The organism is Sphingobacterium sp. N143, from assembly GCF_030325625.1.
In the GTDB taxonomy this organism is placed as follows: domain Bacteria; phylum Bacteroidota; class Bacteroidia; order Sphingobacteriales; family Sphingobacteriaceae; genus Sphingobacterium.
The window spans coordinates 256,162-281,013 of the sequence record NZ_JACAIS010000001.1; the positions used below are offsets into that span (position 1 = coordinate 256,162).

29 protein-coding genes and 1 tRNA gene are annotated in these 24,852 nt (G+C 39.7%); 21 read left to right on the plus strand and 9 right to left on the minus strand.

All coding sequences use genetic code 11. The features are described from left to right. The first annotated feature begins 2 nt into the window (after positions 1 to 2). Both HX021_RS01000 and HX021_RS01005 read left to right on the plus strand, forming a co-directional pair. Positions 3 to 842 carry a hydroxymethylglutaryl-CoA lyase gene (locus HX021_RS01000; protein ID WP_286587612.1) on the plus strand — a complete coding sequence of 280 codons (840 nt, stop codon included), beginning with the start codon at positions 3 to 5 and terminating at the stop codon, positions 840 to 842. Between the two features lie 9 nt (positions 843 to 851). Next, positions 852 to 1,628 (plus strand): enoyl-CoA hydratase/isomerase family protein, encoded by a 777-nt coding sequence (locus HX021_RS01005; RefSeq protein ID WP_286587615.1) that lies wholly within the window; start codon positions 852 to 854, stop codon positions 1,626 to 1,628. Here the strand turns inward: HX021_RS01005 and HX021_RS01010 are convergent, their stop codons facing one another. Beyond that, the gene (locus tag HX021_RS01010; protein WP_286587616.1) at positions 1,629 to 2,102 is read right to left on the minus strand and encodes a hypothetical protein; all 474 of its coding nucleotides are present in this window, start codon (positions 2,100 to 2,102) and stop codon (positions 1,629 to 1,631) included. 676 nt (positions 2,103 to 2,778) lie between these two features. On the opposite strand from HX021_RS01010, the gene HX021_RS01015 reads away from it, so the two are divergent. Genes HX021_RS01015 through HX021_RS01030 form a run of 4 tightly spaced genes read left to right on the plus strand, consistent with a single transcriptional unit; the run spans position 2,779 to position 5,665 of the window. After that, positions 2,779 to 3,630 (plus strand): ABC transporter ATP-binding protein, encoded by an 852-nt coding sequence (locus HX021_RS01015; RefSeq protein WP_286587618.1) that lies wholly within the window; start codon positions 2,779 to 2,781, stop codon positions 3,628 to 3,630. After that, on the plus strand, positions 3,614 to 4,429 hold the full coding sequence (locus HX021_RS01020) for a hypothetical protein (RefSeq protein ID WP_286587620.1): 816 nt from the start codon (positions 3,614 to 3,616) through the stop codon (positions 4,427 to 4,429). The genes HX021_RS01015 and HX021_RS01020 overlap by 17 nt, the downstream gene beginning before the upstream one ends. A gap of 1 nt (position 4,430) precedes the next feature. Further along, positions 4,431 to 4,814 (plus strand): GntR family transcriptional regulator, encoded by a 384-nt coding sequence (locus tag HX021_RS01025; RefSeq protein ID WP_286587622.1) that lies wholly within the window; start codon positions 4,431 to 4,433, stop codon positions 4,812 to 4,814. Beyond that, positions 4,811 to 5,665, plus strand: a complete 855-nt coding sequence (locus tag HX021_RS01030) for a hypothetical protein (RefSeq protein ID WP_286587625.1) — start codon at positions 4,811 to 4,813, stop codon at positions 5,663 to 5,665. Before HX021_RS01025 ends, HX021_RS01030 begins: the two co-directional genes overlap by 4 nt. Before the next feature lie 120 nt (positions 5,666 to 5,785). Here the strand turns inward: HX021_RS01030 and HX021_RS01035 are convergent, their stop codons facing one another. From HX021_RS01035 to HX021_RS01045, 3 genes are all read right to left on the minus strand, one after another. Beyond that, positions 5,786 to 6,829: a LacI family DNA-binding transcriptional regulator gene (locus tag HX021_RS01035; protein ID WP_286587626.1), complete on the minus strand. Its 1,044-nt coding sequence runs from the start codon at positions 6,827 to 6,829 to the stop codon at positions 5,786 to 5,788. A gap of 281 nt (positions 6,830 to 7,110) precedes the next feature. After that, a complete protein-coding gene (locus HX021_RS01040; protein ID WP_286587627.1) occupies positions 7,111 to 7,287 on the minus strand; it encodes a hypothetical protein in 177 nt (58 codons plus the stop codon). An 80-nt stretch (positions 7,288 to 7,367) separates the two neighbouring features. Then, positions 7,368 to 7,535 carry a hypothetical protein gene (locus HX021_RS01045; RefSeq protein ID WP_286587628.1) on the minus strand — a complete coding sequence of 56 codons (168 nt, stop codon included), beginning with the start codon at positions 7,533 to 7,535 and terminating at the stop codon, positions 7,368 to 7,370. A 286-nt stretch (positions 7,536 to 7,821) separates the two neighbouring features. Between HX021_RS01045 and HX021_RS01050 the strand changes: the two genes are divergently transcribed. Next, positions 7,822 to 8,367 carry an OmpA family protein gene (locus HX021_RS01050; protein ID WP_286587630.1) on the plus strand — a complete coding sequence of 182 codons (546 nt, stop codon included), beginning with the start codon at positions 7,822 to 7,824 and terminating at the stop codon, positions 8,365 to 8,367. Positions 8,368 to 8,542: 175 nt separating this feature from the next. Here the strand turns inward: HX021_RS01050 and HX021_RS01055 are convergent. Together HX021_RS01055 and prmC are read right to left on the minus strand one after the other, a co-directional pair. After that, positions 8,543 to 8,615 (minus strand) — tRNA-Lys (locus HX021_RS01055). Positions 8,616 to 8,733: 118 nt separating this feature from the next. Then, entirely contained in the window at positions 8,734 to 9,594 is an 861-nt protein-coding gene (gene prmC, locus HX021_RS01060) for a peptide chain release factor N(5)-glutamine methyltransferase (RefSeq protein ID WP_286587632.1), read from the minus strand. A 34-nt stretch (positions 9,595 to 9,628) separates the two neighbouring features. On the opposite strand from prmC, the gene ribD reads away from it, so the two are divergent. Both ribD and HX021_RS01070 read left to right on the plus strand, forming a co-directional pair. Beyond that, positions 9,629 to 10,675: a bifunctional diaminohydroxyphosphoribosylaminopyrimidine deaminase/5-amino-6-(5-phosphoribosylamino)uracil reductase RibD gene (gene ribD, locus HX021_RS01065; RefSeq protein WP_286588502.1), complete on the plus strand. Its 1,047-nt coding sequence runs from the start codon at positions 9,629 to 9,631 to the stop codon at positions 10,673 to 10,675. A gap of 70 nt (positions 10,676 to 10,745) precedes the next feature. Further along, positions 10,746 to 12,029, plus strand: a complete 1,284-nt coding sequence (locus HX021_RS01070; protein ID WP_286587633.1) for a DUF2851 family protein — start codon at positions 10,746 to 10,748, stop codon at positions 12,027 to 12,029. On the opposite strand, the gene HX021_RS01075 is transcribed toward HX021_RS01070, so the two are convergent. Then, on the minus strand, positions 12,026 to 12,676 hold the full coding sequence (locus tag HX021_RS01075) for an ankyrin repeat domain-containing protein (RefSeq protein ID WP_286587635.1): 651 nt from the start codon (positions 12,674 to 12,676) through the stop codon (positions 12,026 to 12,028). The two genes, HX021_RS01070 and HX021_RS01075, sit on opposite strands and share 4 nt — an antisense overlap. 348 nt (positions 12,677 to 13,024) lie before the next feature. Between HX021_RS01075 and HX021_RS01080 the strand changes: the two genes are divergently transcribed. The 9 genes from HX021_RS01080 (at position 13,025) to HX021_RS01120 (ending at position 19,959) form a co-directional block, all read left to right on the plus strand. Beyond that, positions 13,025 to 13,594 carry a UbiX family flavin prenyltransferase gene (locus HX021_RS01080; RefSeq protein ID WP_286587637.1) on the plus strand — a complete coding sequence of 190 codons (570 nt, stop codon included), beginning with the start codon at positions 13,025 to 13,027 and terminating at the stop codon, positions 13,592 to 13,594. 216 nt (positions 13,595 to 13,810) lie between these two features. After that, positions 13,811 to 15,079 carry a dihydroorotase gene (locus HX021_RS01085; protein WP_286587638.1) on the plus strand — a complete coding sequence of 423 codons (1,269 nt, stop codon included), beginning with the start codon at positions 13,811 to 13,813 and terminating at the stop codon, positions 15,077 to 15,079. 3 nt (positions 15,080 to 15,082) lie between these two features. Next, positions 15,083 to 15,757, plus strand: a complete 675-nt coding sequence (locus HX021_RS01090) for a hypothetical protein (protein ID WP_286587640.1) — start codon at positions 15,083 to 15,085, stop codon at positions 15,755 to 15,757. A 4-nt stretch (positions 15,758 to 15,761) separates the two neighbouring features. Beyond that, entirely contained in the window at positions 15,762 to 16,364 is a 603-nt protein-coding gene (locus HX021_RS01095; RefSeq protein WP_286587641.1) for a DUF4199 domain-containing protein, read from the plus strand. Positions 16,365 to 16,461: 97 nt separating this feature from the next. Beyond that, positions 16,462 to 17,412, plus strand: a complete 951-nt coding sequence (locus HX021_RS01100) for a glycosyltransferase family 2 protein (RefSeq protein WP_286588504.1) — start codon at positions 16,462 to 16,464, stop codon at positions 17,410 to 17,412. A 6-nt stretch (positions 17,413 to 17,418) separates the two neighbouring features. Beyond that, positions 17,419 to 18,546 (plus strand): glycosyltransferase, encoded by a 1,128-nt coding sequence (locus HX021_RS01105; RefSeq protein ID WP_286587643.1) that lies wholly within the window; start codon positions 17,419 to 17,421, stop codon positions 18,544 to 18,546. A 102-nt stretch (positions 18,547 to 18,648) separates the two neighbouring features. Then, on the plus strand, positions 18,649 to 18,960 hold the full coding sequence (locus HX021_RS01110) for a hypothetical protein (protein WP_286587645.1): 312 nt from the start codon (positions 18,649 to 18,651) through the stop codon (positions 18,958 to 18,960). Next, positions 18,957 to 19,724, plus strand: a complete 768-nt coding sequence (locus tag HX021_RS01115) for an MBL fold metallo-hydrolase (protein WP_286587646.1) — start codon at positions 18,957 to 18,959, stop codon at positions 19,722 to 19,724. The genes HX021_RS01110 and HX021_RS01115 overlap by 4 nt, the downstream gene beginning before the upstream one ends. A 79-nt stretch (positions 19,725 to 19,803) precedes the next feature. After that, positions 19,804 to 19,959 carry a lmo0937 family membrane protein gene (locus HX021_RS01120; protein WP_286587647.1) on the plus strand — a complete coding sequence of 52 codons (156 nt, stop codon included), beginning with the start codon at positions 19,804 to 19,806 and terminating at the stop codon, positions 19,957 to 19,959. A gap of 6 nt (positions 19,960 to 19,965) precedes the next feature. On the opposite strand, the gene HX021_RS01125 is transcribed toward HX021_RS01120, so the two are convergent. Together HX021_RS01125 and queA are read right to left on the minus strand one after the other, a co-directional pair. Further along, a complete protein-coding gene (locus tag HX021_RS01125) occupies positions 19,966 to 20,649 on the minus strand; it encodes a 2-C-methyl-D-erythritol 4-phosphate cytidylyltransferase (protein ID WP_286587649.1) in 684 nt (227 codons plus the stop codon). An 86-nt stretch (positions 20,650 to 20,735) separates the two neighbouring features. After that, positions 20,736 to 21,785: a tRNA preQ1(34) S-adenosylmethionine ribosyltransferase-isomerase QueA gene (gene queA / locus HX021_RS01130; RefSeq protein WP_286587651.1), complete on the minus strand. Its 1,050-nt coding sequence runs from the start codon at positions 21,783 to 21,785 to the stop codon at positions 20,736 to 20,738. A gap of 205 nt (positions 21,786 to 21,990) precedes the next feature. Here queA and HX021_RS01135 point away from each other — a divergent pair, with 205 nt between their 5' ends. The 3 genes from HX021_RS01135 to HX021_RS01145 are packed head-to-tail and all read left to right on the plus strand — an operon-like array spanning position 21,991 to position 24,771. After that, positions 21,991 to 23,214, plus strand: coding sequence for an ABC transporter permease (locus tag HX021_RS01135; protein WP_353621002.1), 1,224 nt, complete (start codon positions 21,991 to 21,993; stop codon positions 23,212 to 23,214). Positions 23,215 to 23,221: 7 nt separating this feature from the next. After that, a complete protein-coding gene (locus HX021_RS01140) occupies positions 23,222 to 23,857 on the plus strand; it encodes a DUF2306 domain-containing protein (RefSeq protein ID WP_286587655.1) in 636 nt (211 codons plus the stop codon). Next, complete coding sequence (locus tag HX021_RS01145; protein WP_286587657.1) at positions 23,857 to 24,771, plus strand: YARHG domain-containing protein; 915 nt, start codon at positions 23,857 to 23,859, stop codon at positions 24,769 to 24,771. The genes HX021_RS01140 and HX021_RS01145 overlap by 1 nt, the downstream gene beginning before the upstream one ends. Positions 24,772 to 24,852: the final 81 nt, after the last annotated feature.

Genomic DNA, 24,852 nt, shown 5'->3' on the forward strand with positions numbered 1-24,852 from the left:
AGATGAAAGATCAGGTTGTGTTGGTTGACTGCCCAAGGGATGCTATTCAGGGCCTTCATGATTTTATTGAAACAGAGAAAAAGGTCACACATATCAATAAACTGATAGATAGCGGTTTATTTGACCTGATTGATTTTGGCTCTTTTGTTTCACCAAAGGCAGTGCCTCAATTGGCGGATACCAAAGAGGTTTTGAAGGGCATCCAGAAGAAGGGGCAGGTGAAATTGTTGGCGATTGTAGCTAATCTTAGGGGGGTGAAAGAGGCGGTACAGGAGGAAAAAATCGATGTTTTAGGCTACCCATTTTCTATATCGGAGACTTTTCAGTTACGAAATACCAATATGGGATTGGAAGCTTCCTATCAACAATTGCGTGAGATGAAAGCTGTTGCAGACGAACATGGTAAAACGTTGGCGCTATATATCAGTATGGCTTTTGGTAATCCATACAACGATGCCTGGTCGCCTGTATTGGTTGATGAGTGGGTCGATAGACTTGTACAACTTGGTATTCGGGATTTTTCATTAGCGGATACAACCTCTGAGGCGGATGCTGCCCAGATCGCTGATCTTTTTAATCATATGGGAACCCGTTTTCCTGATCTTAAAATGGGAGCCCATTTTCATGCCAGGAAGGAGGATAGTCTAGCAAAGATTGAAGCAGCTTATGAAGCTGGCTGTCGCAAATTTGAAGGCGCATTGCTCGGTTATGGAGGCTGTCCATTTGCCAAAGATGACCTGGTTGGAAATATTCCTTCAGAACTTCTATTGCGTTATTTTGGACGTGGTAGTATGGCTGAAGCTCTGGCGTTAGAACATAGTTTTCGACAATTAATCTTATAAGAGGCATAGATGGAAAAATTAAATTTTGTAAAGGTACATCGCGAAGAACATGTGTTTACGTTGACACTTGCACGCTCAGAGAAAAGAAATGCTTTCAGTCCTACAATGGTCAGTGAGATTGCCTATGCTTTAGATGAGGCCAATCAGGATCCGGAGGTTCGTTTGATTCAAATAGAGGCTGAGGGCCCCGTATTTTGTGCTGGAATGGATTTAAAGGCCTTTGAAGACCCTAAAGTAGATATTCCAAACCCAGACATCCCCAGGGTGGAAAAGTCCTTAGCTGAAGTGTTTGCGGGCTTAGATAAGCCTTCCATATGTGTCGTACGGGGGGATGTGATCGCTGGGGGCTTTCTGATCGCCTTGTCTTGTACTTATTTATTCGCCTGTCCGCAGGTACGTTTTTCGCTGCCTGAGGTAAAAATAGGACTGTTTCCATTTCAGGTATTGGCTTTATTACTGGAATATATGCCTGAACGAAAAGCCATGGACCTTTGCATACAGGGAAAATCTTTCTCTGCAGAAGAGGCCTTACAGCAAGGTCTGCTGTATGGTATCTTGGATGGCAATGAAGTTCGGCTGGATGAGTTGAAAAAGTCTATTGTTGACAATGCCCCCTTAGCAATAACCAGAGGCTTTATTGCGCTCCGTAAACTTAAGGAAAATCGATTCAAAGAGCAGTATGCATTTCTTCTGGATGAGCTTGCTGCCCTGCGTCAAACGGCGGATTTCAAAGAAGGGATGGAGGCTATGCGCAATAAACGAAAAGCTATCTGGAGAAATTACTGATTAGAACGATCGAAAATTGGGCCTGCTTGTCAACGGAGAGAATGCCCAGGGGATTGAACTGAGTACAATCAATAGGCCAATTCCAAACCAAATCAATAAAATTTTAAAACGTCGATCATCTGTATCGGCGTTTTTACTTTTCATACTTCCGACTGTTAACAAGATCGCGGCGATGACCATCATGCTACTATGTTCCATACCAAAAAAACGGATCTGCCTAAGGTGGACCGCCGTATGGAAATGCTGTAAGAAATAATGGGTGATCGGACTCAAAACATACAGCACTAACCCGAATATTGTCTGGATATAAAAGGCAATTACTGCAGCCTTTTTTAATAATCTATCGGTAGGAGTGAAGGTGAGCTGCGCTGTTCTTTTATACCAAAAACGTATCAGACTCAGGACAAGTAAAAACAAAACCACCCATCGCCAGAAGGAATGTAATGTCAAGGTTAAAGGGTAAATGTAATCCATATTGTGAACAAAGATGATAATAAAATAAGATTAAAACTACTGTAAATATAGCGTCGGATCAAGGGTAATTGCATGGAAAGCCGGGAGGAATAAAGGTGTTTTTTATGTTTTAACTTTTTATTTAAATAACATATGTATCTATTTGATTTTAAGTTTGTTTATGTTTTTAAAAAGTAGGATTTAACTATGGGTTAATGCCTGTTTTTGATGGTTTTTATCCGTTTTTGAGTGAATGGGTAGCTCTTCCTTTCTGTTAAAATCAATCCTTGTTGAGCAAAATTGTATAGGCGGCTCTTCTAGGTTCGTTTTTTTCTGATTTTTTGGGTTTTTTAATGATTTCCTGCCATTATACGGTGATTTAGTTATGGGAGACTTCTGCTTATTAGGCTGCTTTTTTACTTTTTTGATCATGCTGATAGCACTCCGAAAAGCTGATAATGGAACAAAAAATATAGTTTTTTCTCATTGCGAATTTCGTAATTAAATAAATAAAATATCTTTTGTCAGGTACTTATGGTTATCTATATAAACTTATTGTTCTGTTTAATAATTAGCTTTCTTTATAGCTGTTACTTTTTGGGGCAGTATGGCTAGTGGAACTATTTTATTAAAAATAATTTTGGAAGTTGGGCAACATAATATCTATATTAGTGTATTAATTATATAATACAGTAGTATGGTTACTATCCAAAATCTAAATTTCAGTTATAGTAAATCTCGGCCTCTTTTCCTTGGTATGGATCTCGAATTGAAGGAGGGGCACATCTACGGTTTACTGGGAAAGAACGGGGCAGGGAAATCCACCTTGCTTAAGAATATTGCCGGTCTTGTGTATCCGCTTTCAGGGCGGGTTGAAGTGTTGGGACATAACCCGAATCGGAGGGAGCCCGCATTGTTGCAGGAGATCAGTTTTATTCCAGAGGAGTTTTATCTTCCGGCCGTGAAATCGGATCAATTCTTAAAGGCCAATGCAGGATTTTACCCGAACTTTGATCGGGACTATTTTCACCGCCTGGTGGAGGAGTTTGACATTCCCATGGCGCAAAAATTGGCAGAGATGAGTTATGGGCAGAAAAAGAAATACATTATTTCTTTTGGCTTGGCATCGAGGACCAAAATCATCATTATGGATGAACCCACAAATGGTCTGGATATTCCATCAAAGGCACAGTTTAGAAGGATCATGGCTTCGGCAATAACGGATGATCGCTGTGTGATTATCTCTACCCATCAAGTCCGTGACCTGGACAATCTGATTGATGCGGTTATTTTATTGGATGACCATAAAGTTGCCTTAAATGCACCGGTACAGGTGATCACTGATCGGCTATGTTTTAAAAAAGTCAAAGCCCTAACCTCTGATGTGCTTTATTCAGAAGAAGGATTAGGTGGGTTCAATGTGATTCTTCCCAACTCATTTACTGATGACTCTAGATTGGACCTGGAGCTGCTGTTCAATGCTGTACTGTTACAAAAAGAAAAAATTACCAACCTTATTAACCTGGATGAATATGTCAAATCTATTTAACTCGACACGCTTTTTTGGACTAATCCGTCGGCAGTGGATTGGTTTTGGACGGATTTATCTCATGTCCATTGGTATAATGGCAGGTGTGATTTTTGGCTTCTATGCAGTCAATATTGGTTCTAACTATGACAGTATGAAGCATAATTTTTTTCCTGTCCATTCATTATTGAATTTCAGGGCACCTTTATTCTGTATTTTGGGACTATTCTTTGTTACGGTTATTTCGAGCAGTTATTTTGCCGATCTGGGCCGAAAAACTCGTGCAATATTTGAATTGATGATCCCGGCTTCGCAGCTGGAGAAATTTGTGGTCGGGATTTTTTATACCGTAATTGTCAGTATTGGTTCGTATTTATTGATTTATTATGTGATTGATTTTGCATTTGTGTCTTACGTACGAAGCTTTGGACTTGCAGTGAAGACGGAAGTGGGCGTGAACGGTAATCAGGTGACTGTAGATGACTGGCCATATTTTTTTAAAGTAGATTATCCTAGAGCGGCGTATTATTTCTGTTTGTTACCCCTATTATTGAATGCTATATTTTTAATGGGTAGTATTATTTTTCAAAGTTACCAATATATCAAAACGGCAGTTGCACTTGTTGTTTATTGCGTGGTCTGGATGTCCCTATTTGTCTTCCTGATGAAAACACTGACTGAAAATACAACGGGCAATATGGAGAACAACTATTGGTCAGATTCGAATCACATCTTTGGTCTGATCGCTGCCGCGGGTGCATTGCTTACACTGATATTTTGGTTCATTGCATTTTTACGGTTAAAAGAGAAGGAGATTTAGTATGGAATTTAGTGCAAATAAAGCGATTTATCTTCAGATTGCTGAGTACGTATGTGACCATATTCTGTTGGAGACATGGCATGTGAACGATAAGCTTCCCTCTGTTCGGGAGCTGGCGGTACAGATGGAAGTGAATCCGAATACAGTTATGCGGACCTATGATATGCTGCAGCAGAAGGAGATTATCGCAAACAAACGGGGGATTGGATTTTTCTTGACGGCAGATTCTGTCAAGAATGTTAAATCATATCGAAAAATGATCTTTCTGGAGGAAGATCTGCCTCTTTTCTTTAGAAATATCTACTTGTTGGAAATTGGATTGAATGAATTGGAGCAGCGCTACAAACAATTTGTTGATCAGAATTTTAATCAAAACGAATTATGAAATTAAGTACTAAATTACTCATTGGGCTGGCCATCACAATGTTTGTGGTTCCGACCCTTATAGCTTCCTATCTTGTTCGCATAACCCGTATCGATACGAATGTTTACCATGCGAATATTGAAAAGGAAGTCACAAGTGCCGATGCAAAGGACATTTATTTTAAATCATTTCCCACAGCGCAATTTGATAAGCTTCATATTCTCGGGGCCAACGCAAATGGATTAAATGTATACCTGGTAAAGAGTGAACGATTTTTGATCAAAGTAAGTAAAGATCAAGCTGATTATGTGCGGACCAAGGTGAATGCTGATGGATACCTGACGGTGGAATTTTTAGCAGGTAGTGATCAGTACTATAAGCCTATCTATATTTTTTCACCGGATCTGAAAGTTCTCAAATTAAAGAAAGCAAGCATGAATGAGTTTTCGGCCCAGCTTGACGAACTCACGATCGAAGGAGATAGTATTGAAGCATTTTCGTTGGATGGGAAGTCGGCTATAAATACCCTTAACCTGAAGCTCACAAATTCAATTATTGATAATTTTGGTTCACCTGATCGGGATGCCAGTGCGGCTACTCTCCCGGTAAATCATTTATTTGTTGACGTAACCAATACCAGTTTAGGTCTGCCAGGATTAAGTTATGAAAGTGCATCTATCCTGGCCAGGAACTCTGAGGTATATTTTAGTAAGAGAGCTCCTGTTGCGAAAGTGAATACGCTGAACATTAAAACTGAGGGGATGACTTCGGTCCGGCTGGATAGCCTGCAATGGGGGACATTGCAGGGTAATCTCTCGAATGATACTAAGATAGACCTACCGGTACATGCCCTTCGTACATTAATTAAATAAACACCCAGGGTGGCTAGCTGAAAGCAAGAAGCTAGCAGAAAAAGGTCAATATGCCATAGCGTGTTGACCTTTTTCTGGATTTTTGAATTGGGGTTAAGGTGAACAGAAAATTGATGTAAGTTATTTCACAACGGCTGAGGTAGAATGCCTGTGTACGATCTCACAATCCAGAAAATAAGTTTCAAATTCGAAATAATTCTTTCTGTTCTTCTTTTTTAGCATCTGTAAGAGGAGTTCTACCGATTTCTCTGCCATAAGCCGTGTAGGCTGGGCAATTGTCGTTAAGGATGGATTTAGGCTATTGGCAAAGGGTGTATTGCTGAAACCAATTAAGTTCATGTCATCGGGAATTTTTACCTTCAGTTTATTTAGTATATGCAGCACTTTTAAGGACAAAGTATCTGTTGATGATAAGAGTGCATTTGGCGCTTGTTCGCTTGCTAACAACAGGCTGATTTTTTTTTCCAGTTCCGCATCAATATCATCTTTAGGGCTTGCGTAGGAGATCTCGACAATGTTCGTTGCATTGAAAGGGATCGAAGCATTAAAAAGGGCATCTTTATATCCCTTGATTCTGTTGGCATTTCCTCCGATATCCTTGCATAATAACAAAACAATATGATCTCTGCCGTTTTTGATCATTTCTTCGGTAGCCTGATAAATGACTTTATTGTTCTGTATCCCGATCTTAAAGGTATTGAGTTGGTGATTTATTCGGTCAAATATAATAATAGGGCATATCTGATCCATGATATACATGAGAAGGGGGAGGCTAGAGTCATTTTTTACAGGTGAGATAATGATGCCTTCTATGTTACTTTGGATACAGAGTTCTAATGCCTCTTTTTCTTTCTTCTCGTCGTTAAAGGTTTGCAGGAGGATCAACTTGTAATTGGTCTGTGCTAAAATCAGTGAAATTTCTTCATAGAAGTCGAAAAAAAATGAGCTCGAAATGAAGGGCACAATGATCGCCAAGGTATTCGAGCGTCCCGTTTTCAGGCTTTTGGCCGAAAAATTCGGTATGTAGTTAATTTTTTGTGTATAGGCCAGGATCATCTTTTTTGTTTCAGTACTGATTTCATGGCTATCATTAAGAGCCTTCGAAATAGTGCCCGGTGAAAGGTTAAGCTGTTTTCCGATCTCTTTTAAAGTAACTCTTTTCATGTTCTCTTCTCTTCCGTTTGATGATGTTGTCCATGCTCCATCAGATGATAGGTTGTCATATTTACAAATGATGTGCTGCAGGTCTACTTAATTTAGATAACGAATTAGTGAACCATAAAGATAAGATAAAAAAAAGGTATTCAAATGGAGATAATAAAAACCCTCCTTAATAGCATGCAAAAGAATCTTTTGGACCTTTTGTTAAAGATCCATTAATAAAAAAAGGGACAAGATAGACCATCTTTCCGAAGATAAAATTGGGACAAGCAGCGTTTGTGGATTTAATCTCTTGGCCCACCGAACAGTTTGCTGATAAGCCAGATAATGAGTGCAACAACGATGACGACAATCAATATCCCGGTCCAGACTCCAGCTTTAAAAATACTTTCTATCACCGAACAGCTTGTCATCAGTAATAATGTGCTCAGCATCATTGCAAAGGGGAGTGTTTTTTTCATAACAGCTATATTTTGATCGTTCTTTAGAAGAATGACAATCGGTAGTGCAAATAGTTTTGTAAATGTAAATATTTACCGCCTTAAGTATAGTCTCCTACTTTTCCATTATAGACCTCTATGCTCGATGGTTTTACTGGATCAAGCCTTTTTCCTAACCATCTGCGAACGGGTTCGTCGTACCATTTTAAGCTGGCATATGCTTGATGATACATTTGCTTGTCTTCAGGAGGCGTCATCGCGACATGCATATAAGTTGCGGTTATTTGCAAAGCGAACTCCTTTCGGTCTATCAATCCGTCCCTTTGTTACAACTATTTTGCCGTTTTAAAGAGGAGATGAAAAGATATAATATCGTTACCATCCAATGATAAGAAAAGAAGCTGTCTGCCGAGACAGCAGGTTTATTGACGGAGCAATAAAATAACAGTTTACATCCAAGTGGTAAGGCGTACAGTCAAGATCATGCGTTTTGCTAGGGATGTTAAAAGAATATATAGTACCTTTGGGGTATACACGTTAATAAAGGAACATACTATGAAGCGTATAATAAAAAGTCTTTTAGCAACAAGTTGCGTTCTATTGATCTTAAACCTATCTGCCTGCAAGTCCAAAAAAATCGTGGTTAACCCAGGTAGCCAGATTGAACAGACACCCGCTCGGGAAGAACCCGTAAAGGTAGTGGAAAAACCTGTCATTGCTCAGGAAGAACCGCGGAAAGACCCTGAACCGGTGGTCGAAAAACCGAATTTCAATTTCAAGAACGTTCTGTTTGAATTTGATTCTAGTGTACTCAAAACCGAGTCTTATGCCGTGTTGGACAACGTTGTCCGAGAAATGCAGAAAGATCCTTCTGCCAATTTTATCATCAATGGTCATTCATCCGTCGAGGGTACGCCCGAATACAACCAATCCCTATCTGAGGATAGGGCCAATGCAGTGAAGCTCTATATCGTCAACGCCGGAGTGCCATCCGAAAATCTCAGCACCAGAGGATTTGGTGCTTCCAAACCGGTTGCATCCAACGATACAGAAAGCGGGCGGGAACAAAATCGACGGGTAGAAATTTCGGTCGTACAATAACAAGATTTTCGAAGTCCCTGGGATTTGTTCAGTCCCGCATGCCCCCAGCTTATCCCTGAACGAGATAGTTGGCTCAGCCCCGCAGCTCCCCTGCGTAATCCCTGAGCCTCCATTGGATCGAATCCGGGTGCCGTTAAACAAAAAAAAGCTAATCGTTCGATTAGCTTTTCTTTTGTGATCCCGCTGGGATTCGAACCCAGGACCCATACATTAAAAGTGTATTGCTCTACCAGCTGAGCTACGGAATCCTTTCTGTTTTTGAAAGTGATGCAAAGGTAAAATTTCTTTTGATATACTCCAAATTATCGTGTCTAAATTTTGTTTTACGTAGGATAACTGCTTAAGGACGAAATGAATTATTTTAAATTAAACCTTCTTTTTTGCATGGATTATGCGATCTGCACCATGGATATCTTGGATCAGTTGAACTTCCGTAAATCCTTTTTTTTCGATTAGTTCTTTTGTTTCCGCTCCCAAATATTGGTTGATTTCAAAATATAGATCACCATTGGGGACCAAATGCGTCGCTGCAAATGATGAAATAACATCATAGAAAATCAAGGGAGCACTTTCTTCGATAAATAAAGCAATTTCAGGTTCATAAGCCAATACATTTTGATGCATATGTTGCTTTTCCTTTGGCGTGATATAGGGCGGATTGGATACGACAATATCATATTGTTGCGCTGAGAAGATATATTCCCATTCCAGTATGTCCGCATTGATAAATTGAACGGGTGTATTTATTCGTTGTGCATTTCCTTTTGCAGTATTGATTGCCTCTTTGGAAATATCGACCGTGGTTACTTCTGCGTGGTCTAAATGCCTTGACAATATAATGGGAATGCAACCAGAACCAGTTCCGATATCAATTACTTTTAGATTTTTGGAACTTCGATGTTTTTTGATAATTAAATCAACCAGTTCTTCTGTTTCTTGTCGAGGTATCAATACATGTTCATTGACCGCAAAGATTTCGCCATAAAAATCAGCCTTATTAAGAATATATTGTATGGGACGGTGCTTTTTTAAATCTTGGAGAATTTCCTTGAACCGCAAAGCATGTCGATCAGATACTTCTTTTGTTTTGTTTAGTGGATAGCTAAGTCTGTTTAGTTCAAATAGGTCCGTCACAATAAGTAGGAAAATAGACTTTATTTCATCCTTATCGTATAGGGACTGTAATTCTTGTTGAAATAATAATTCGAAATCTTGAAGTATTCTCATGCATCAAAGGTACGATTTTCATAGATTTGTACCTATGGATATGCACCGGCGATATATGCAACGTTGTTTGGAGCTGGCTCAAATGGGAGCTGGTTCGGTAAGTCCCAATCCAATGGTTGGAGCAGTTATTGTTGACAATAATCAGATTATTGGGGAGGGCTATACATCTCCTTATGGAGGGCCACATGCTGAAGTAAATGCTGTTCAACAAGTTTTAAATAGCTATGGTGAAGAGGCAGGGATCCGTTTAGCCAGCAGTACATTCTACGTGAGCCTTGAGCCCTGTGCTCACTTTGGGAAAACACCACCTTGCGCAAATATGATCGCAGATCTCAAGCCGCAGAAAGTTTTTGTGGCCTGTCTGGATCCTTATGCCAAGGTCAATGGTAAAGGTATTGCGATTTTGCGGGAGGCCGGGATTGAGGTGGAGGTTGGCTTATTGGAAAAAGAAGCGATCTGGATGAACCGTCGCTTTTTTACGCGGATTGGTCAGCATCGCCCGTATGTCATTTTAAAATGGGCTCAGTCGAAGGATGCTTTTATAGGACAGAAAGATAGGCAGATTTGGATCAGTAATGCCGCAAGTCAGCAGTTGGTTCATCGTTGGCGAGCGGAAGAAGATGCCATTCTTGTGGGGAGCAATACCGCACGTATTGATAACCCTAGCCTAACCGTGCGTCACTGGAAAGGAAATAATCCTTTGCGTGTTTTGATAGACCGCGATCTGAAGATCCCAGCTGATGCCAAAATTTTTGATGAGCAAGCTCACACCATTGTGTTTAATGCAAAAAAAACTGACTGGCAAGGGCATATTAAGCATATTGAGCTCGAAAACTATAGCTTATATCTTCCTCAAAATATTCTTTATCAACTCTATCTAATGGATGTACAATCGATCATAGTTGAAGGTGGAGCGGCAACATTACAACTGTTTATCGATGCCGGATTGTGGGATGAAGCCCGTGTCTTTCAATCCGATCAACGGTTGGATTCAGGCGTGGCTGCACCCCGACTTAAAGGACAGATTGTAGACAGAAAAATGATCGCCAATGATCTATTGACAATTTATATAAAAGGATAACCATAAAATCGTATATTTAGGGGATTATAAATCTTTATCTGCCTGATTTAATTTTCTAAAGTTACATTTTATGATGGTGACAGAAAACTTAATGCAGTTTATCTGGAAACTACGGTTGTTCAATACAATAGCTTTGGAGTCTACTGAGGGTGTTCCATTGTCCGTAGTCAATGTGGGACAGCATAATCTGAATGCTGGGCCCGATTTTAAGATGGCACGTATCATTCTGGGGAATGAAGAATGGGCTGGCCATATAGAAATGCATGTCCGAGCCTCGGACTGGAATAGACATCATCATCAATATGATGTTTCTTACAATAATGTCGTCTTACATGTTGTTTGGATAAATGACCAGGTGATCTATCGCAAGGATGGAACTGTCATTCCTACTTTGGAACTTTCAGCCTATGTAGATCAGGATCTGCTGATGAAGTATGCAAACATGATGACCAGGGCTTATTGGATTCCTTGTCAAGCCCAGCTAGATTCGGTAGATACATTCAAGCGATCGATGTGGTTGGACGCTTTGTCTTATGAACGGCTGGAAATGAAAATACTGGATGTATTTTCAATATTAGCAAAGGCAGATAACGATTGGGAACGAGTGTTCTGGGTATGGATGTGCCGGGGTATGGGGTTGAGCGTAAACGTTGATATGTTTCAAGAATTAGGGGAAAAACTGCCGTTTCAGGTTTTACAGAAGTATCGTTTTGATCCTTTTAAAATAGAGGCTTTATTTTTCGGGATCAGTGGTTTATTGCCCCGGGATCACCCAGATGAATATACCCGGCAATTGATCGATGAGTTTGATTATCAGAAAGCTATTCATGATCTTGTCGTAATCAATGGGAACTGGAAGAAATTGAGGATGCGACCATATAACTTTCCGGAACTGCGTGTAGCCCAACTAGCCGCTTTATTCAGTGGCAAATCACTCAGCCTTTCGAAGATCTTGGATGTAGAAGGGATTGAAGAAGCGCGGTCATTATTTGAGCTCAATACATTAAATGATTATTGGAGAGATCATTTTTCTTTTACCGGGCCGACTCGCACGAAGCATGCCGGAAAGATTGGTAAAGGCACAATTGATGTGCTGATCATTAATGTTATTGTCACCTTCCTTTTTGCCTATGGAAAATATTACGGAATTGAAAAATATATGGATAAGGCGATCCGGTTTCTAGAATTGCTCCCTGTGGAAAGGAATGTTATAATAGAGAAGTTTAAGGAGTATGGTTGGCCTGTACAAAATGCATCTCAAAGCCAGTCTTTATTGCAGCTTAAAAAGTGGTACTGTGATAAAAAACAGTGCCTCAATTGTAGAATTGGGGCCGTGATTTTACGAAATGGTTAATTTTTTAAAATTTCAGCTATTTCCCGGTATCCCTTTTCATACGCGAGATCTGCAGGTATAAATCCGGAGAGGTTAGCGATTTTAGTATCTGCACCAAATTCCAGTAACGCAATGATCAATTCTATATTTCCATGTTGGGCAGCAAAATGAAGTGCTGTATCACCCGTAGCTTGTACTGCATTCACATCGGCATCAGCTTCAATGAGCAGTTTCCCAATTTCTTCATTATTGTTGGATGCCGCGATATGCAGGGGATAGGTGAATTGTTCATTTTTGGTAACAACGTTTGGATCTACTTTTTTGGATAATAACAGACGAACAATATCGGCCTTGTTAAAATAGGTGGCAAGCGCTAAAGGTGTGAATCCATGAGAAGACCATTCATTGACCACTGATGGAAGCTGTTGTATGATGGCCTCTACATAAGAGGTCAATCCCGCAGCACAGGCCTCGTGGATAGTCATTGATTTGGTATGTTGTAAAAGTATTCGGATGATCTGTGGTTTATTATAATAGCAGGCTAAGAGTAAAGGTGATATGCCGTGACTGGTCGTTTCCTGTAGTAATTCGGGATTTCCAATTAATAATAGATCGATGTCATGACTTTTGCCTTCTTCAATGTATTGTTCTAAAACAGAAAGGTTCATTTTCTAATAAATTTCGTAACTCTTCCACTAAAATAAGTTTTATTCATGAAAAATAATTGTTCGGTAGCCGAATTTATTTATGTAGTCCTGTTATGCTAACCTGGGGTGGAAAATAAAAAAATGGCTGTTTTAACCGGAGTGCAGTGGCTGTAATAGGAGGAAAAAGGATTTTTTGGCCAATTTTTGTACACAAATGTGTAGTAATGCACCTAAAACTTTTGTAAATTAAAAAGTAGATGTACTTTTGTTAAGCCCCTCCCAAGGGCATGTTTTTCATAGGTAGATGTAGGGTCGGGTGTTTCTCACTACGACCCTTTTTTTATAGCTTTGTTTTTATATTTAAAAGAGATGTCCAAAAGAAAAATTGTTATTGCCATTACAGGAGCGAGCGGCTCTATCTATGCTAAGGTTTTATTAGAAAAACTACATGCATTAAAATCTCAAATTGCCGAAATAGGTATTGTGATGTCCAATAATGCCAAAGATGTTTGGCGTGCGGAATTAGGTGATGAGAGTTATCAGGATGTTCCTTTTAAGTTTTATGACAAAAATGACTTTTTTGCACCGTTTGCTTCAGGGTCAGCACGGTACGATACCATGATCGTTTGTCCATGCTCTATGGGAACCTTATCAAGGATAGCTTATGGGAGCTCTTCAGATCTGACAACACGTGCTGCAGATGTGATGCTGAAGGAACGTAGGAAATTGATTTTAGTCACCCGTGAAACACCTTTGAGTATTATACATATTCAGAACATGAAATTGGTCACAGAGGCTGGAGGGATAATTTGCCCAGCGTCTCCTTCATTTTATAGCTTGCCGAAGAATATGGAGGAGCTGGCCGAAACGGTTGTAGATCGTGTTTTGAGCCTTGCAGGATTTGATTTTAAACATTATCAATGGGGAGAAAACTCCTAAGTGACTGCGGGCTGAAATCTATTTTTAGTGTTCTATAATAAAATTGTATTTTGTAACTTTGTTTCTCGAAATGAAGCAATCAGGAGCATCGCGCGAAAAATCTATTTATAACTATACGATTTATAGTCATAAATACGTTTTTTGTTTGATTAGACCAAATACGTTCCATGCTTTACTAAACAATTTGTATCCTATTAATTTCAATCACATTCATATATGAAAAGCTTATTGATTACTTCTGCTAAAGTAATTTTGCCAGGTAACGAATTTCATCAGCAAACTGTTGATATATTCATTGAGAAAGGGAAAATCGTGCAGATTGGAAAGACTGTCAAACCCACGGATAAGAATGTAGAGGTTATCGATGGTTCGGGAAAAATTTTGGCACCTGGGTTTTTCGATTTACATGCTAATTTTGGGGAACCGGGATTAGAAACGAAAGAAGATATCATCACCGGTACTGCCGCCGCCGCCGCAGGAGGCTTTACTGGGGTGGCCGTCATGCCAAATACCGAACCTGCCATTCACAGCCGTTCCGAAGTGGCCCTAATTGTGAACGTAGCAAAGGGAAATATTGTCGATGTGCATCCTATCGGTGCAATTAGCAAAAAAAGAGAAGGGAAGGAGCTAGCAGAGTTATATGATATGAAGCAAACTGGGGCTGTTGCTTTCAGTGATGGAAATAAAAGTGTGCAGCAGGCAGGACTGATGAGCAGGGCACTTTTATATGCGAAAGGGTTTGAAGGCTTGATTTTTTCACATGCCGAAGACGAATCCATGGCCGGAGGGAACAAAATGAATGAAGGTGCTATGAGTACCTATTTGGGCATGAAAGGGATCCCTAACCTTGCAGAGTCTTTGATGGTCTCACGTGATTTATATCTTGCTGAATATACAGAAGCGCCAATTCACTTTGCATCAATTAGTACACCAGAGGCCGTAGAGCTGATCAAGAAAGCAAAAGCCAAGGGGCTCCGGGTAACTTGCGATGTGGCGGCTCATCAACTGGTCTTTACCGATGAGGATATCATTGGTTTTGATAGCAATTATAAAGTTAGCCCACCATTACGTACAAAAGCGGACGCCAAAGTGTTGCTGAAAGGAGTGAAGGATGGTGTGATCGATGCTATTGTTTCGCAACATACCCCGCAGGAGATTGAATTTAAAAATGTTGAATTCCATATTGCTAAAAATGGGATCATTGGTTTACAAACCGTATTGCCTTTGCTCGTCCGTGCAGGATTGACAGAGGAGCAGATTGTGAATAGTTTAGCCGTTAGACCACGACAAATTTTGGCGCTTGATGTTCCGTCAATTGAGGTGGGGGCAATGGCAAATCTTGTACTATTTGATCTTACGAAAGCCTGGACTTTCGACGAGAAGACAAATAAATCTAAATCAAAAAATTCTCCATTATTCGGACAGACATTAAAGGGCGCTGTCGAATTGGTCATCAATAATAATCAAATCATAAAAAACGATTAAACCATGGAAGCAAATATAAAAGCTGCCGTAGAGGCCGGCATTTTAAATTATGGCAATGTTGATGGGATTTCTACAGCTGCTGAATTTTCAGCAAAACTCATCCAAGTATTTAATACAGATGCCTCATATCTTGAGAAATTGGAACTTTTGGACCAATCATTCGATGACTACCCCTTGTTTGACGAACTCCGGGAGGTCTATGTGGACCTGCTATTGATGAATTTCTTTTCAAGTGATGTACAGAAACTGGAAGAAGATTATCTGGATTCCGAAGAATGGGAGGCCATTGAAGATGAAACAATAGACCGTGGAACGGAACTGTTAAATATTTTTCTTTATTTAGGGGAATGCAAAGATGACGAGATTGAGCCTGAACTGGATGATTTCTTAAAAGAGTTTTTGCTGGTTGATGAAGATGAGTTCCAAGATGAACATGAAATTTATGAAGATATTATCGCCAACCAGATTCTGGTAGACAGCCCATATGCTGAAATAGCGAAAGTAGCAAAAGGAATCAATCCAAGAAGTGAAGTCTATGAACTGTTTTATCCGATGATGAGTTTCTTTAGTGAGTTGAAACCAACGGAGAAGCAGTTTGAAGAATATGCTGCAGCCTCAGGTAATAAAGCCTTTGATATTGCGCTTTACCGAATTGTGAGTACTTACTATAATAATTAATCTTATGGCGGATTCAATCAACCCAAGCAATGCAGGATTTGATGCAGTATTTGACAAGAAAAAAAGTATTATCTATGGTATAATACTGGGGGTAATTTCTTTTGTTTTAGGACTGCTGGTCCTGTTTATTGTCAAAGATCTGGCATCCTTTTGGGGGGTAATGTCCATGTCGTTTGTCGTCAATACAGGTGTTTTTGTTTTTATCTCAGCTGTATTATCCTTTTCTCTTCGAAAGGCAAATGGGGGGTATTGGAGTTTTTCCATCGCGCTGAAATCCATCTTTATGATGTTGGCGATTTCAACCATTATTTCGACCATTGGAACCCAATTATATGTTAATTTTATCAACCCTACGCTACAAGAAAAGGTTGTGACCCATACCATCAATGTGACCATTGAGTATATGGAGAAAAATAATATACCTGATGAAATAATTGATTCAAAAATTGCAGAACTGGAAAAGCAAGTTGATTCCATCGGGAAGATAACCTTCGGTCAGATTTTTAAGGGGCTGGCGATTACTTTACTGTTTCAATTTGTTTTTGCACTGTTACTGTCTGCATTGACAAAACGTGAAAAACTGGTGTTTAAGCAGGAACCTAATTAGAATTTATAAATAAGATATATTGCATAAGGTATTACTGGAAAAAGTAATACCTTTGTTTGTATTAAAATAGTATATTTTTAGCATGATTAACATTCACATGGATATTTCTGTTGTTGTTCCATTATTTAATGAGGAAGAATCTTTACCCGAATTGACGGCTTGGATTGATCGTGTTATGACTGCCAATCATTTTTCTTATGAAATCATTTTGGTGGACGATGGCAGTAAAGATAATTCTTGGAAGATCATTGAGCAATTGAAGCTACAGAATAGCAATATCTCAGCGATCAAATTCAGACGTAACTATGGTAAATCTGCTGCTCTGAATGTTGGATTTGCTGCTGCGCAAGGTGATGTTGTCATTACAATGGATGCTGATTTGCAGGATAGCCCTGATGAAATTCCTGAATTGTATGATCGGGTGATGAATAAGGGGGCTGACCTGGTTTCTGGCTGGAAACAAAAACGTTATGATCCGTTGACAAAAACGATTCCGACTAAACTGTTCAATGGGGTGACAAGATCGATGTCAGGAATCCACAATTTACATGATTTTAACTGTGGTCTTAAAGCTTATAAAAAAGAGGTGATCAAAAATATAGAGGTTTATGGCGAGATGCACCGTTATATTCCGGTAATTGCAAAATGGGCCGGTTTTACAAATATACAAGAGCAGATCGTTCAACACTATCCCCGGAAATACGGGACCACAAAATTTGGGCCTGGTCGTTTTGTGAAAGGTTTTCTGGACCTGCTGTCTATATTTTTTGTAGGCAAGTTTGCTAAAAGACCAATGCATTTTTTTGGTGTTATGGGCGTTGTGAGCTTTCTTGCTGGATTATTTATTTCCATCTATTTAATTTGTCATAAATTGATGAGTATTGCCAATGGGACACCGTTTCGTGATATAACAGATCAACCCCTGTTTTTCTTTGCCTTAACGGCCATTATTTTGGGGACGCAGTTGTTTTTGACGGGTTTTTTGGCTGAATTAGTGTCTAGAAGTAATTCAGAACGGAATGATTATCAGATTGAGAAAGTCATTTAATCCACTATGCGCATTGTCATTTTAGGATCCGCTTATCCCTTAAGGGGCGGTGGGATTGCTTCTTTCAACGAACGATTGGCATCCCATCTCCAGATACTTGGACATGAAGTGGATATATACTCTTTTACCTTACAATACCCTAATTTTCTCTTTCCCGGAAAGTCACAGTATTCTGATGAGCCACCTCCGGCAGGTTTGAATATAAAATCTAAAGTTAACTCCATTAACCCCCTCAATTGGTTTAAGGTAGGAAGGGAGCTTAAAAAAGCACGATATGATTTACTTATCGTGCGGTTTTGGATGCCTTTTTTTGGTCCCTGTTTGGGGACAATCCAACGGCAAGTACGGAAAAATAAGCATACAAAGATTGTCTGTATAGCGGACAATATTATTCCTCATGAGCAACGATTTGGCGACCCGATGTTAATTCGATATTTTCTAAAATCTGTCGATGCTTGTGTTACCATGAGTAAAAGTGTACTGGCCGATTTAAAGGTCCTGTGCCCACAAATGCCGGCTGTCTATACAGCACACCCACTTTATGATAATTATGGACAGCAGCTGACGAAGCAGGAAGCCCGTAAATTACTGAAGATTGATGAGCAGGATCATGTGATCTTATTTTTTGGATTTATTCGACAGTATAAAGGACTGGATATGTTGTTGGAAGCTATGGCTGATAAACGGATTCGCGCACTTGATGTCAAACTATTGCTTGCCGGAGAATTTTATGGTGATCCAGCTCCCTATCTTGCACTTATCAAAAAGTATGAGCTGACAGAGTCTATTTATATGCATACTGATTTTATTCCGAACCAGGAGGTGGGACGATATTTTTCAGCGGCTGATTGTGTGGTGTTGCCTTATCGCAGTGCAACTCAAAGTGGTATCACCCAGGTTGCTTATCATTTTGATTTGCCCATGATCGTCAGCAATGTTGGGGGATTGCCTGAGTTGGTAAAAGATGATTATGTCGGCTATGTGGTGGAACCAAATAGCGAGGATATTGCGCATGGAATTGCTTCTTTTTATCAGAAGGGGAAAGAAGACCAATTCAGAAACAATATTATCGACGAAAAGAAAAAGTATAGCTGGGATACCTTCAGTAATGAATTGTTGAAACTTGCTGATTGAACCGCTGAATCATAGCATACAATCGGTTAAGATAAAGTAAAGGATGCCCTTTCTATGGGCATGAACGAATAAATTTGTATATAAAAGCAAATTTATCTAAGTTTGGGAGACCGAGGAAGAAATTTAAAAGAAGGAGAGATTTTGTTGCCGTTTACACAAAGCAGTTTAGCAAGGATTGAAGAATTTTTTAAGGAACAGGGCTATAAAGTGAGGTATGAAAAAGGTTCATTCCGTACGGGTGCCTGTATGTTGCAGGCAACGAAAGTTGTGGTCGTGAATAAGTTTTCGAATCTTGATATCAAGATTCAATCTTTGTGGAATATTCTTCTGGAAGTGGAGATTGATTCGGAAGCTATCTCTGAAAAACTTTTTCCGATTTATGAAGAAGTACTGAAATCAAAAGCTGTAGTTTGAGAATAACATTTTTAGGAACCGGAACATCACAGGGGGTACCCGTTATCGCGTGCCAATGTCAGGTATGTCAGTCAGCAGACAAACATGATAAGCGATTACGTTCTTCCATTCTGATCGAATATAATCAACATACTTTAGTAGTGGACACAGGTCCTGATTTTAGGTATCAAATGCTGCGGGAGAAGGTTATGCATCTGGATGCGGTGTTGATGACCCACTCACATAAAGATCATATTGCTGGCCTGGACGATGTGCGAGCCTTCAATTATCAACAGCATTCATCCATTTCTATTTATGGGACGGAAGCACTGCATGAAGCGCTGAAACGTGAGTTTTATTATGCTTTTACTGAAATTAAATATCCGGGCGCCCCACGATTAGACCTGGAAGAGATACAGGCTGGAAAACCGCTGCTTTTATTTGGAAAAGAAATTATGCCTATTGAGGTATTGCATTACAAAATGCCTGTTTTAGGATTTAGGATTGATGATTTTGCCTATATTACAGATGCGAAATTCATTGCTGAAGAGTCGAAAAAATTATTGTCCGGGGTCAAGGTTCTCGTCTTAAACGCGCTACAGAAAGAATCGCATATTTCTCACCTGACTCTCGAGGAAGCGATCAGTTTTGCAAAGGATATCCAGGCAGACAAAACTTATTTTACACATATCAGCCATCGTATGGGGCTGCATGAAGAGGTGTCAAAAGAACTTCCTGAAAATATGTTCTTAGCTTATGATAGATTGAAACTCGATATAGATTAATCCATTTAATATAAAACTATAGGGCCCTTCTCTTTGTTATACCTATATAAACAAAAATTAGGTATTAAATTATAGAAAAATGGGAAACTTATTGTATATCATCGCTGTTATTTTGGTCATCATCTGGGCAATCAGCTTTTTTGGAGGTTATGCAAGTGGAAATAATATTATCCACATTCTTTTGGTGATCGCCATAATCGTGGTATTATTGCGCGTGATCCGTGGCAATGCCTGATGAGTCTTAAATGAGGGATAGATAAAACTGGGCAATTTGCAGATCCTGTGGATAGGTGATTTTTATATTCTTTGAATCTCCTTCAACCATTGAAATGTGCTTGCCCATTTTTTCAACTACTGAAGCATCGTCCGTGAAGAGGGGATCTTCGGTTTGCTGATAGGCATCTAGCAGTAATGCTGCCTGGAACACTTGTGGTGTTTGTATCATCCAGATCTGGTCCCTGTCAATGGCCTGATTCGAAGTGGGCGTTCCTTTCCGTACCGATTCTATACTTTTTTGTGCCAGTACAATGGCTTGATGTTCATAAGCCCCTTGGAAGGCTCTTGAGATCAAGTCCTTGGAAATTATGGGGCGTGCTCCATCGTGTACAGCAATGTAGTCTGCAGGACCTATGTTAAAATTCTGTTGGATGTACTGGATGCCATTCTTGACGCTCGAAAAACGAGTATTCCCCCCAAATGCTAAGTGAACTGGAATGCTGAATTGGTGCTTTAGGCATAAATCTTTCCAAAAAACCTCCATTTCCTGACTAATCACCACGACTATTTCCGTCATTTCATCGGATTGGAAGAACCGATCAATGGTATGCATAATTACTGGTTTACCATTTAACTCGATAAACTGCTTGGGCAGATCGCTATTCATTCGGTTTCCGGTTCCAGCGGCAACAATAATTACAAAATTCATAATTGGAGATTGGGTACGTTTATCTAAAAAACGTGGACAGCTTCAGGCCATCCACGTTCTCTATTATTTCAATCATAGGAATGCGCTTAGATAATCAGCATGGCATCACCATAACTATAGAATCTATATTTTTCTTTTACAGCGACCTCATATGCGTTCATCACATTTTCATATCCTGCAAATGCAGCAATCATAACCAATAATGTAGACTCTGGCGTGTGAAAATTGGTGATCATGGAGTTTGCAATACTGAAATCGTAAGGCGGATAGATAAATTTACTAGTCCAATCTGAGGCGGCTTTTAAATGATGATCTGCAGAGACTGAAGATTCTATGGCGCGCATAGAGGTTGTTCCTACAGCACATACGCGACGTTTATTATCGATCGCATTATTGACAACTCTCGCTGCCTCATCCGTAATGATGAATTGCTCAGAGTCCATTTTATGTTTTGTTAAATCTTCCACTTCGACAGTACGGAAGGTTCCCAGACCAACGTGCAGCGTAACCTCGGCAAAATCCACACCTTTTAGCTCCAGACGTTTCATCAGCTCGCGGGAGAAGTGCAGACCAGCAGTAGGAGCGGCGACAGCACCCTCATTTTTAGCATAAATAGTTTGATAACGGAATTTATCTTCCGGTGTAGCTTTACGCTTGATATATTTTGGCAATGGTGTTTCTCCCAGAATTTCGATATTACGGCGGAATTCTTCATCGGTACCATCAAATAGGAACCGGATCGTACGGCCACGCGAAGTGGTGTTGTCAACAACTTCAGCGACCAACAGATCTTCATCTCCAAAATATAACTTATTGCCCACACGGATTTTACGTGCTGGATCTACCAATACATCCCAAAGACGAAGCTCGTTGTTCAATTCGCGTAACAAGAAAACTTCAATCGTAGCTCCAGTTTTTTCTTTATTACCATAGAGACGCGCTGGAAAAACTTTTGTATTGTTCAATATCATGACATCTTTGTCGTCAAAATAATCCAATACATCTTTGAAAATTTTGTGTTCAATTTTACCAGTATCTTTATGTAAGACCATCAAACGCGATTCGTCGCGATTTTCAGAAGGTTCAGAAGCAAGTAATGATTCTGGTAAGTTGAATTTAAATTGAGATAACTTCATCTTTAATGATATATATATTAATGTCTACCTTTCAGTGCATTACAGTGCACCAAATACTAGGTTGCAAAAAGCATACAAAGTTATAATTTTTTCGGGTATAGAAAGGTCTTATTTCTATTTTATACATATATTTTTATTGATTTTGACATTAAATCAAAACTATATTGTATTTTAGGATACGATTATGTTATTCCTTCGATTAATATTGGAAAGTTGTCATTTTGCATTTTCAGCATTGAAAGACAATCGGACACGTACCATGCTTTCACTGTTGGGCGTGACTATTGGTATATTTACCATTATAGGTGTGTTTTCCGCAGTGGATACCTTACGGAATAATATTGAAGAATCCGTTAAAAAGATTGGAAGCAAAACGCTTTATATTGAAAAATGGCCGTGGGATGGTGGCCCAAATTACCCTTGGTGGAAATATCTGAACAGGCCTGAACCTACCTACAACAATTACCTCGATTTAAGAAGTCGAATGACCACAGCCGAATATATGGCTTACATGATCAATATTGGTAATACCACGATCAAATACAAGAACAATTCTGCCCAGGGATCTTCCGTGAATGCAGCAACCTATGAGAATCTGTATATCCAGAATTTAAATATTGTGGATGGACGTTATTTTGCTGAAAGCGAATCCAGAGGTGGTGCTCTTGTTGCGGTATTGGGAGCCAATATTGCGGAAGGTCTTTTTCCGAATGAAGAGCCTGTCGGTAAGTATATAAGCATGTTGGGACGAAAGATACAGGTGGTCGGAGTTTTGAAAAAGGAGGGAAATGGTGTGCTGATCAATACCTCCCCCGATGATACGGCTTTTATTCCTTTTGAACTGGCACGGAACCTTGTCAATTATGATAATTTCTCCCCAAGTATTGCCATGGTGATCAAATCCAGTTATACCTTGGGGGAGGCTGAGAGCGAGGCAAAAACTTTGATGCGTTCAATCCGGCGCATTTCCCCACAGCGGGAAGAAAATTTCTCCATAAATCAGACAACTATGATTACGGGGGCCTTGGACCAGCTCTTCGGTATCATTAACCTTGCTGGATTTTCCATTGGTATTTTTTCGATTTTAGTCGGAGGTTTTGGTATTGCTAATATTATGTTTGTGAGTGTTAAAGAGCGCACCCATATCATTGGGATCCAGAAAGCTTTGGGAGCAAAGAATTTCTTTATCCTATCGCAGTTTTTGATTGAATCGGTCGTACTTTGCTTGCTAGGTGGTGGAATCGGCCTTGCGGTTGTCTATTTTCTCGCCTTTATCGTTCAGTTGGCTACAGGAGTCGCCATTGTCGTCAGCCTGAAGATGGTCATTCTTACGGTTTCGCTTTCGACCTTCATTGGTTTGATATCAGGTATTGTACCCGCACTAATGGCTTCGCGCCTGGATCCTGTAGAGGCTATCCGGAGTAAATAGAAAGGACATGTACAAGAAAGCTCAATTTTCGGTCTGGAATGGATTGTGGCTCGTATTGTTTGCCTACAGCTGCCTGTTGATGATAGAGATAACCTGGAGATACCATGGTTTTACATTGGACGCTAACTTTCTGATGATAAAGCAAACTGAAGTTGACGGAATTTGGTGGTATCGCTATGCTTTTTATGCCCATGTTTGTTCTGCTGTATTGGCCTTACCTGCTGGATTTACACAGTTCAATTCCTATCTTCTTAAGAACTTTCCACGGTTGCACCGAGGGATAGGATATCTTTATGTTTTCAGTATTTTGGGATGTGCGGCACCTTCGGGATTGTTGATTGGCGCAGTGGCCAACGGTGGCCTGTCATCGGTTATTTCATTTGAATTACTTGGTATTGGCTGGTTTTATTTTACCTGGCGTGGAGTCCGCTCAGCGGTTCAGCAAAAATTTAATGTGCACCGAAATTTTATGATACGTAGTTTTGCCCTGACCTGTTCGGCGATAACATTACGTTTTTGGAAAGTACTGTTGGTCTATTTGTTTCATCCGAATCCTATGGACGTATATCAGATCATTGCCTGGCTCGGATGGGTACCCAATTTGTTGCTTGCAGAATATATCATTTATCGAAAAAAAGAATAATGAAAAAAAATATCTACTTATTATTACTGTTGCCAGTATGGTTAGGCTGTAAAGACAGGACCGAAAAGAAAAGTACTGTTGTGAACCAACAGGATTCTCTGATCGTAGAACAGGAAGCGCATCAAGAATTATATGGGAATTGGGTGGGGGATTTTTCTATAGATGAAACATCCCTTAGCGAAGAAATGGAGCTAATGTCTTCAGATTATTATCCTAAGATCAATTTGATCATAAAAAAAATTACGGATAAGGGTGCTGTACTGGGACAAAATGTGGTGCGGGGAAATCTGCGAGCATTGACAGGAAAGCTTGAAGGTGAAGGTAATACGATACAATTGTTGTTGGATGAACCCGGTGACAAAAAATCTGATGGACGGTTTGAAATAAAGCTTAAAAACGATACGCTTATGGGAACATGGACGGCCTATGATCAGGATGTGAAAATTAAGAAAAGAAATTTTAAGCTTCTGAAAAAGCAGTTTGCTTATAATCCAAATCTTATGTTGAACAAACAGGATGATGAGTATGGCGTATTGGTAGACTGGACCAATGCGAAAAAGAAAGAGGCAACGGAATTTGAAGGAGATTCAGTTTACACCTATGTCATGGAATATTACCGGTCTGCATCGCCAGCTGTATTTAGCGTAAATGCCTCTAAACAGAAATTAACTGAAAAAGATCTGAAGAACCTGAAGAAGCTGGATTTAGAAATTATCCGAAATACTATTTTTGCACGACATGGCTATGCTTTTACCAAACCCAGCATCAGACAGTTTTTTGACCCCGTGGATTGGTATGTTCCAATATCAAAAGATGTAAGTGCAGATCTGAGCCAGTTGGAAAAAGATAATATTGCATTGCTGAGCAGATTTGAAAAATATGCCACCGATAACTACGATACCTTTGGTCGATAGCTTGTTATTATGCTAAAATCCGCGGGAAGAAGGTCGTATACAAAGAGTGGGGGGATTGCCTCCCACTCTTTGTGCATGATG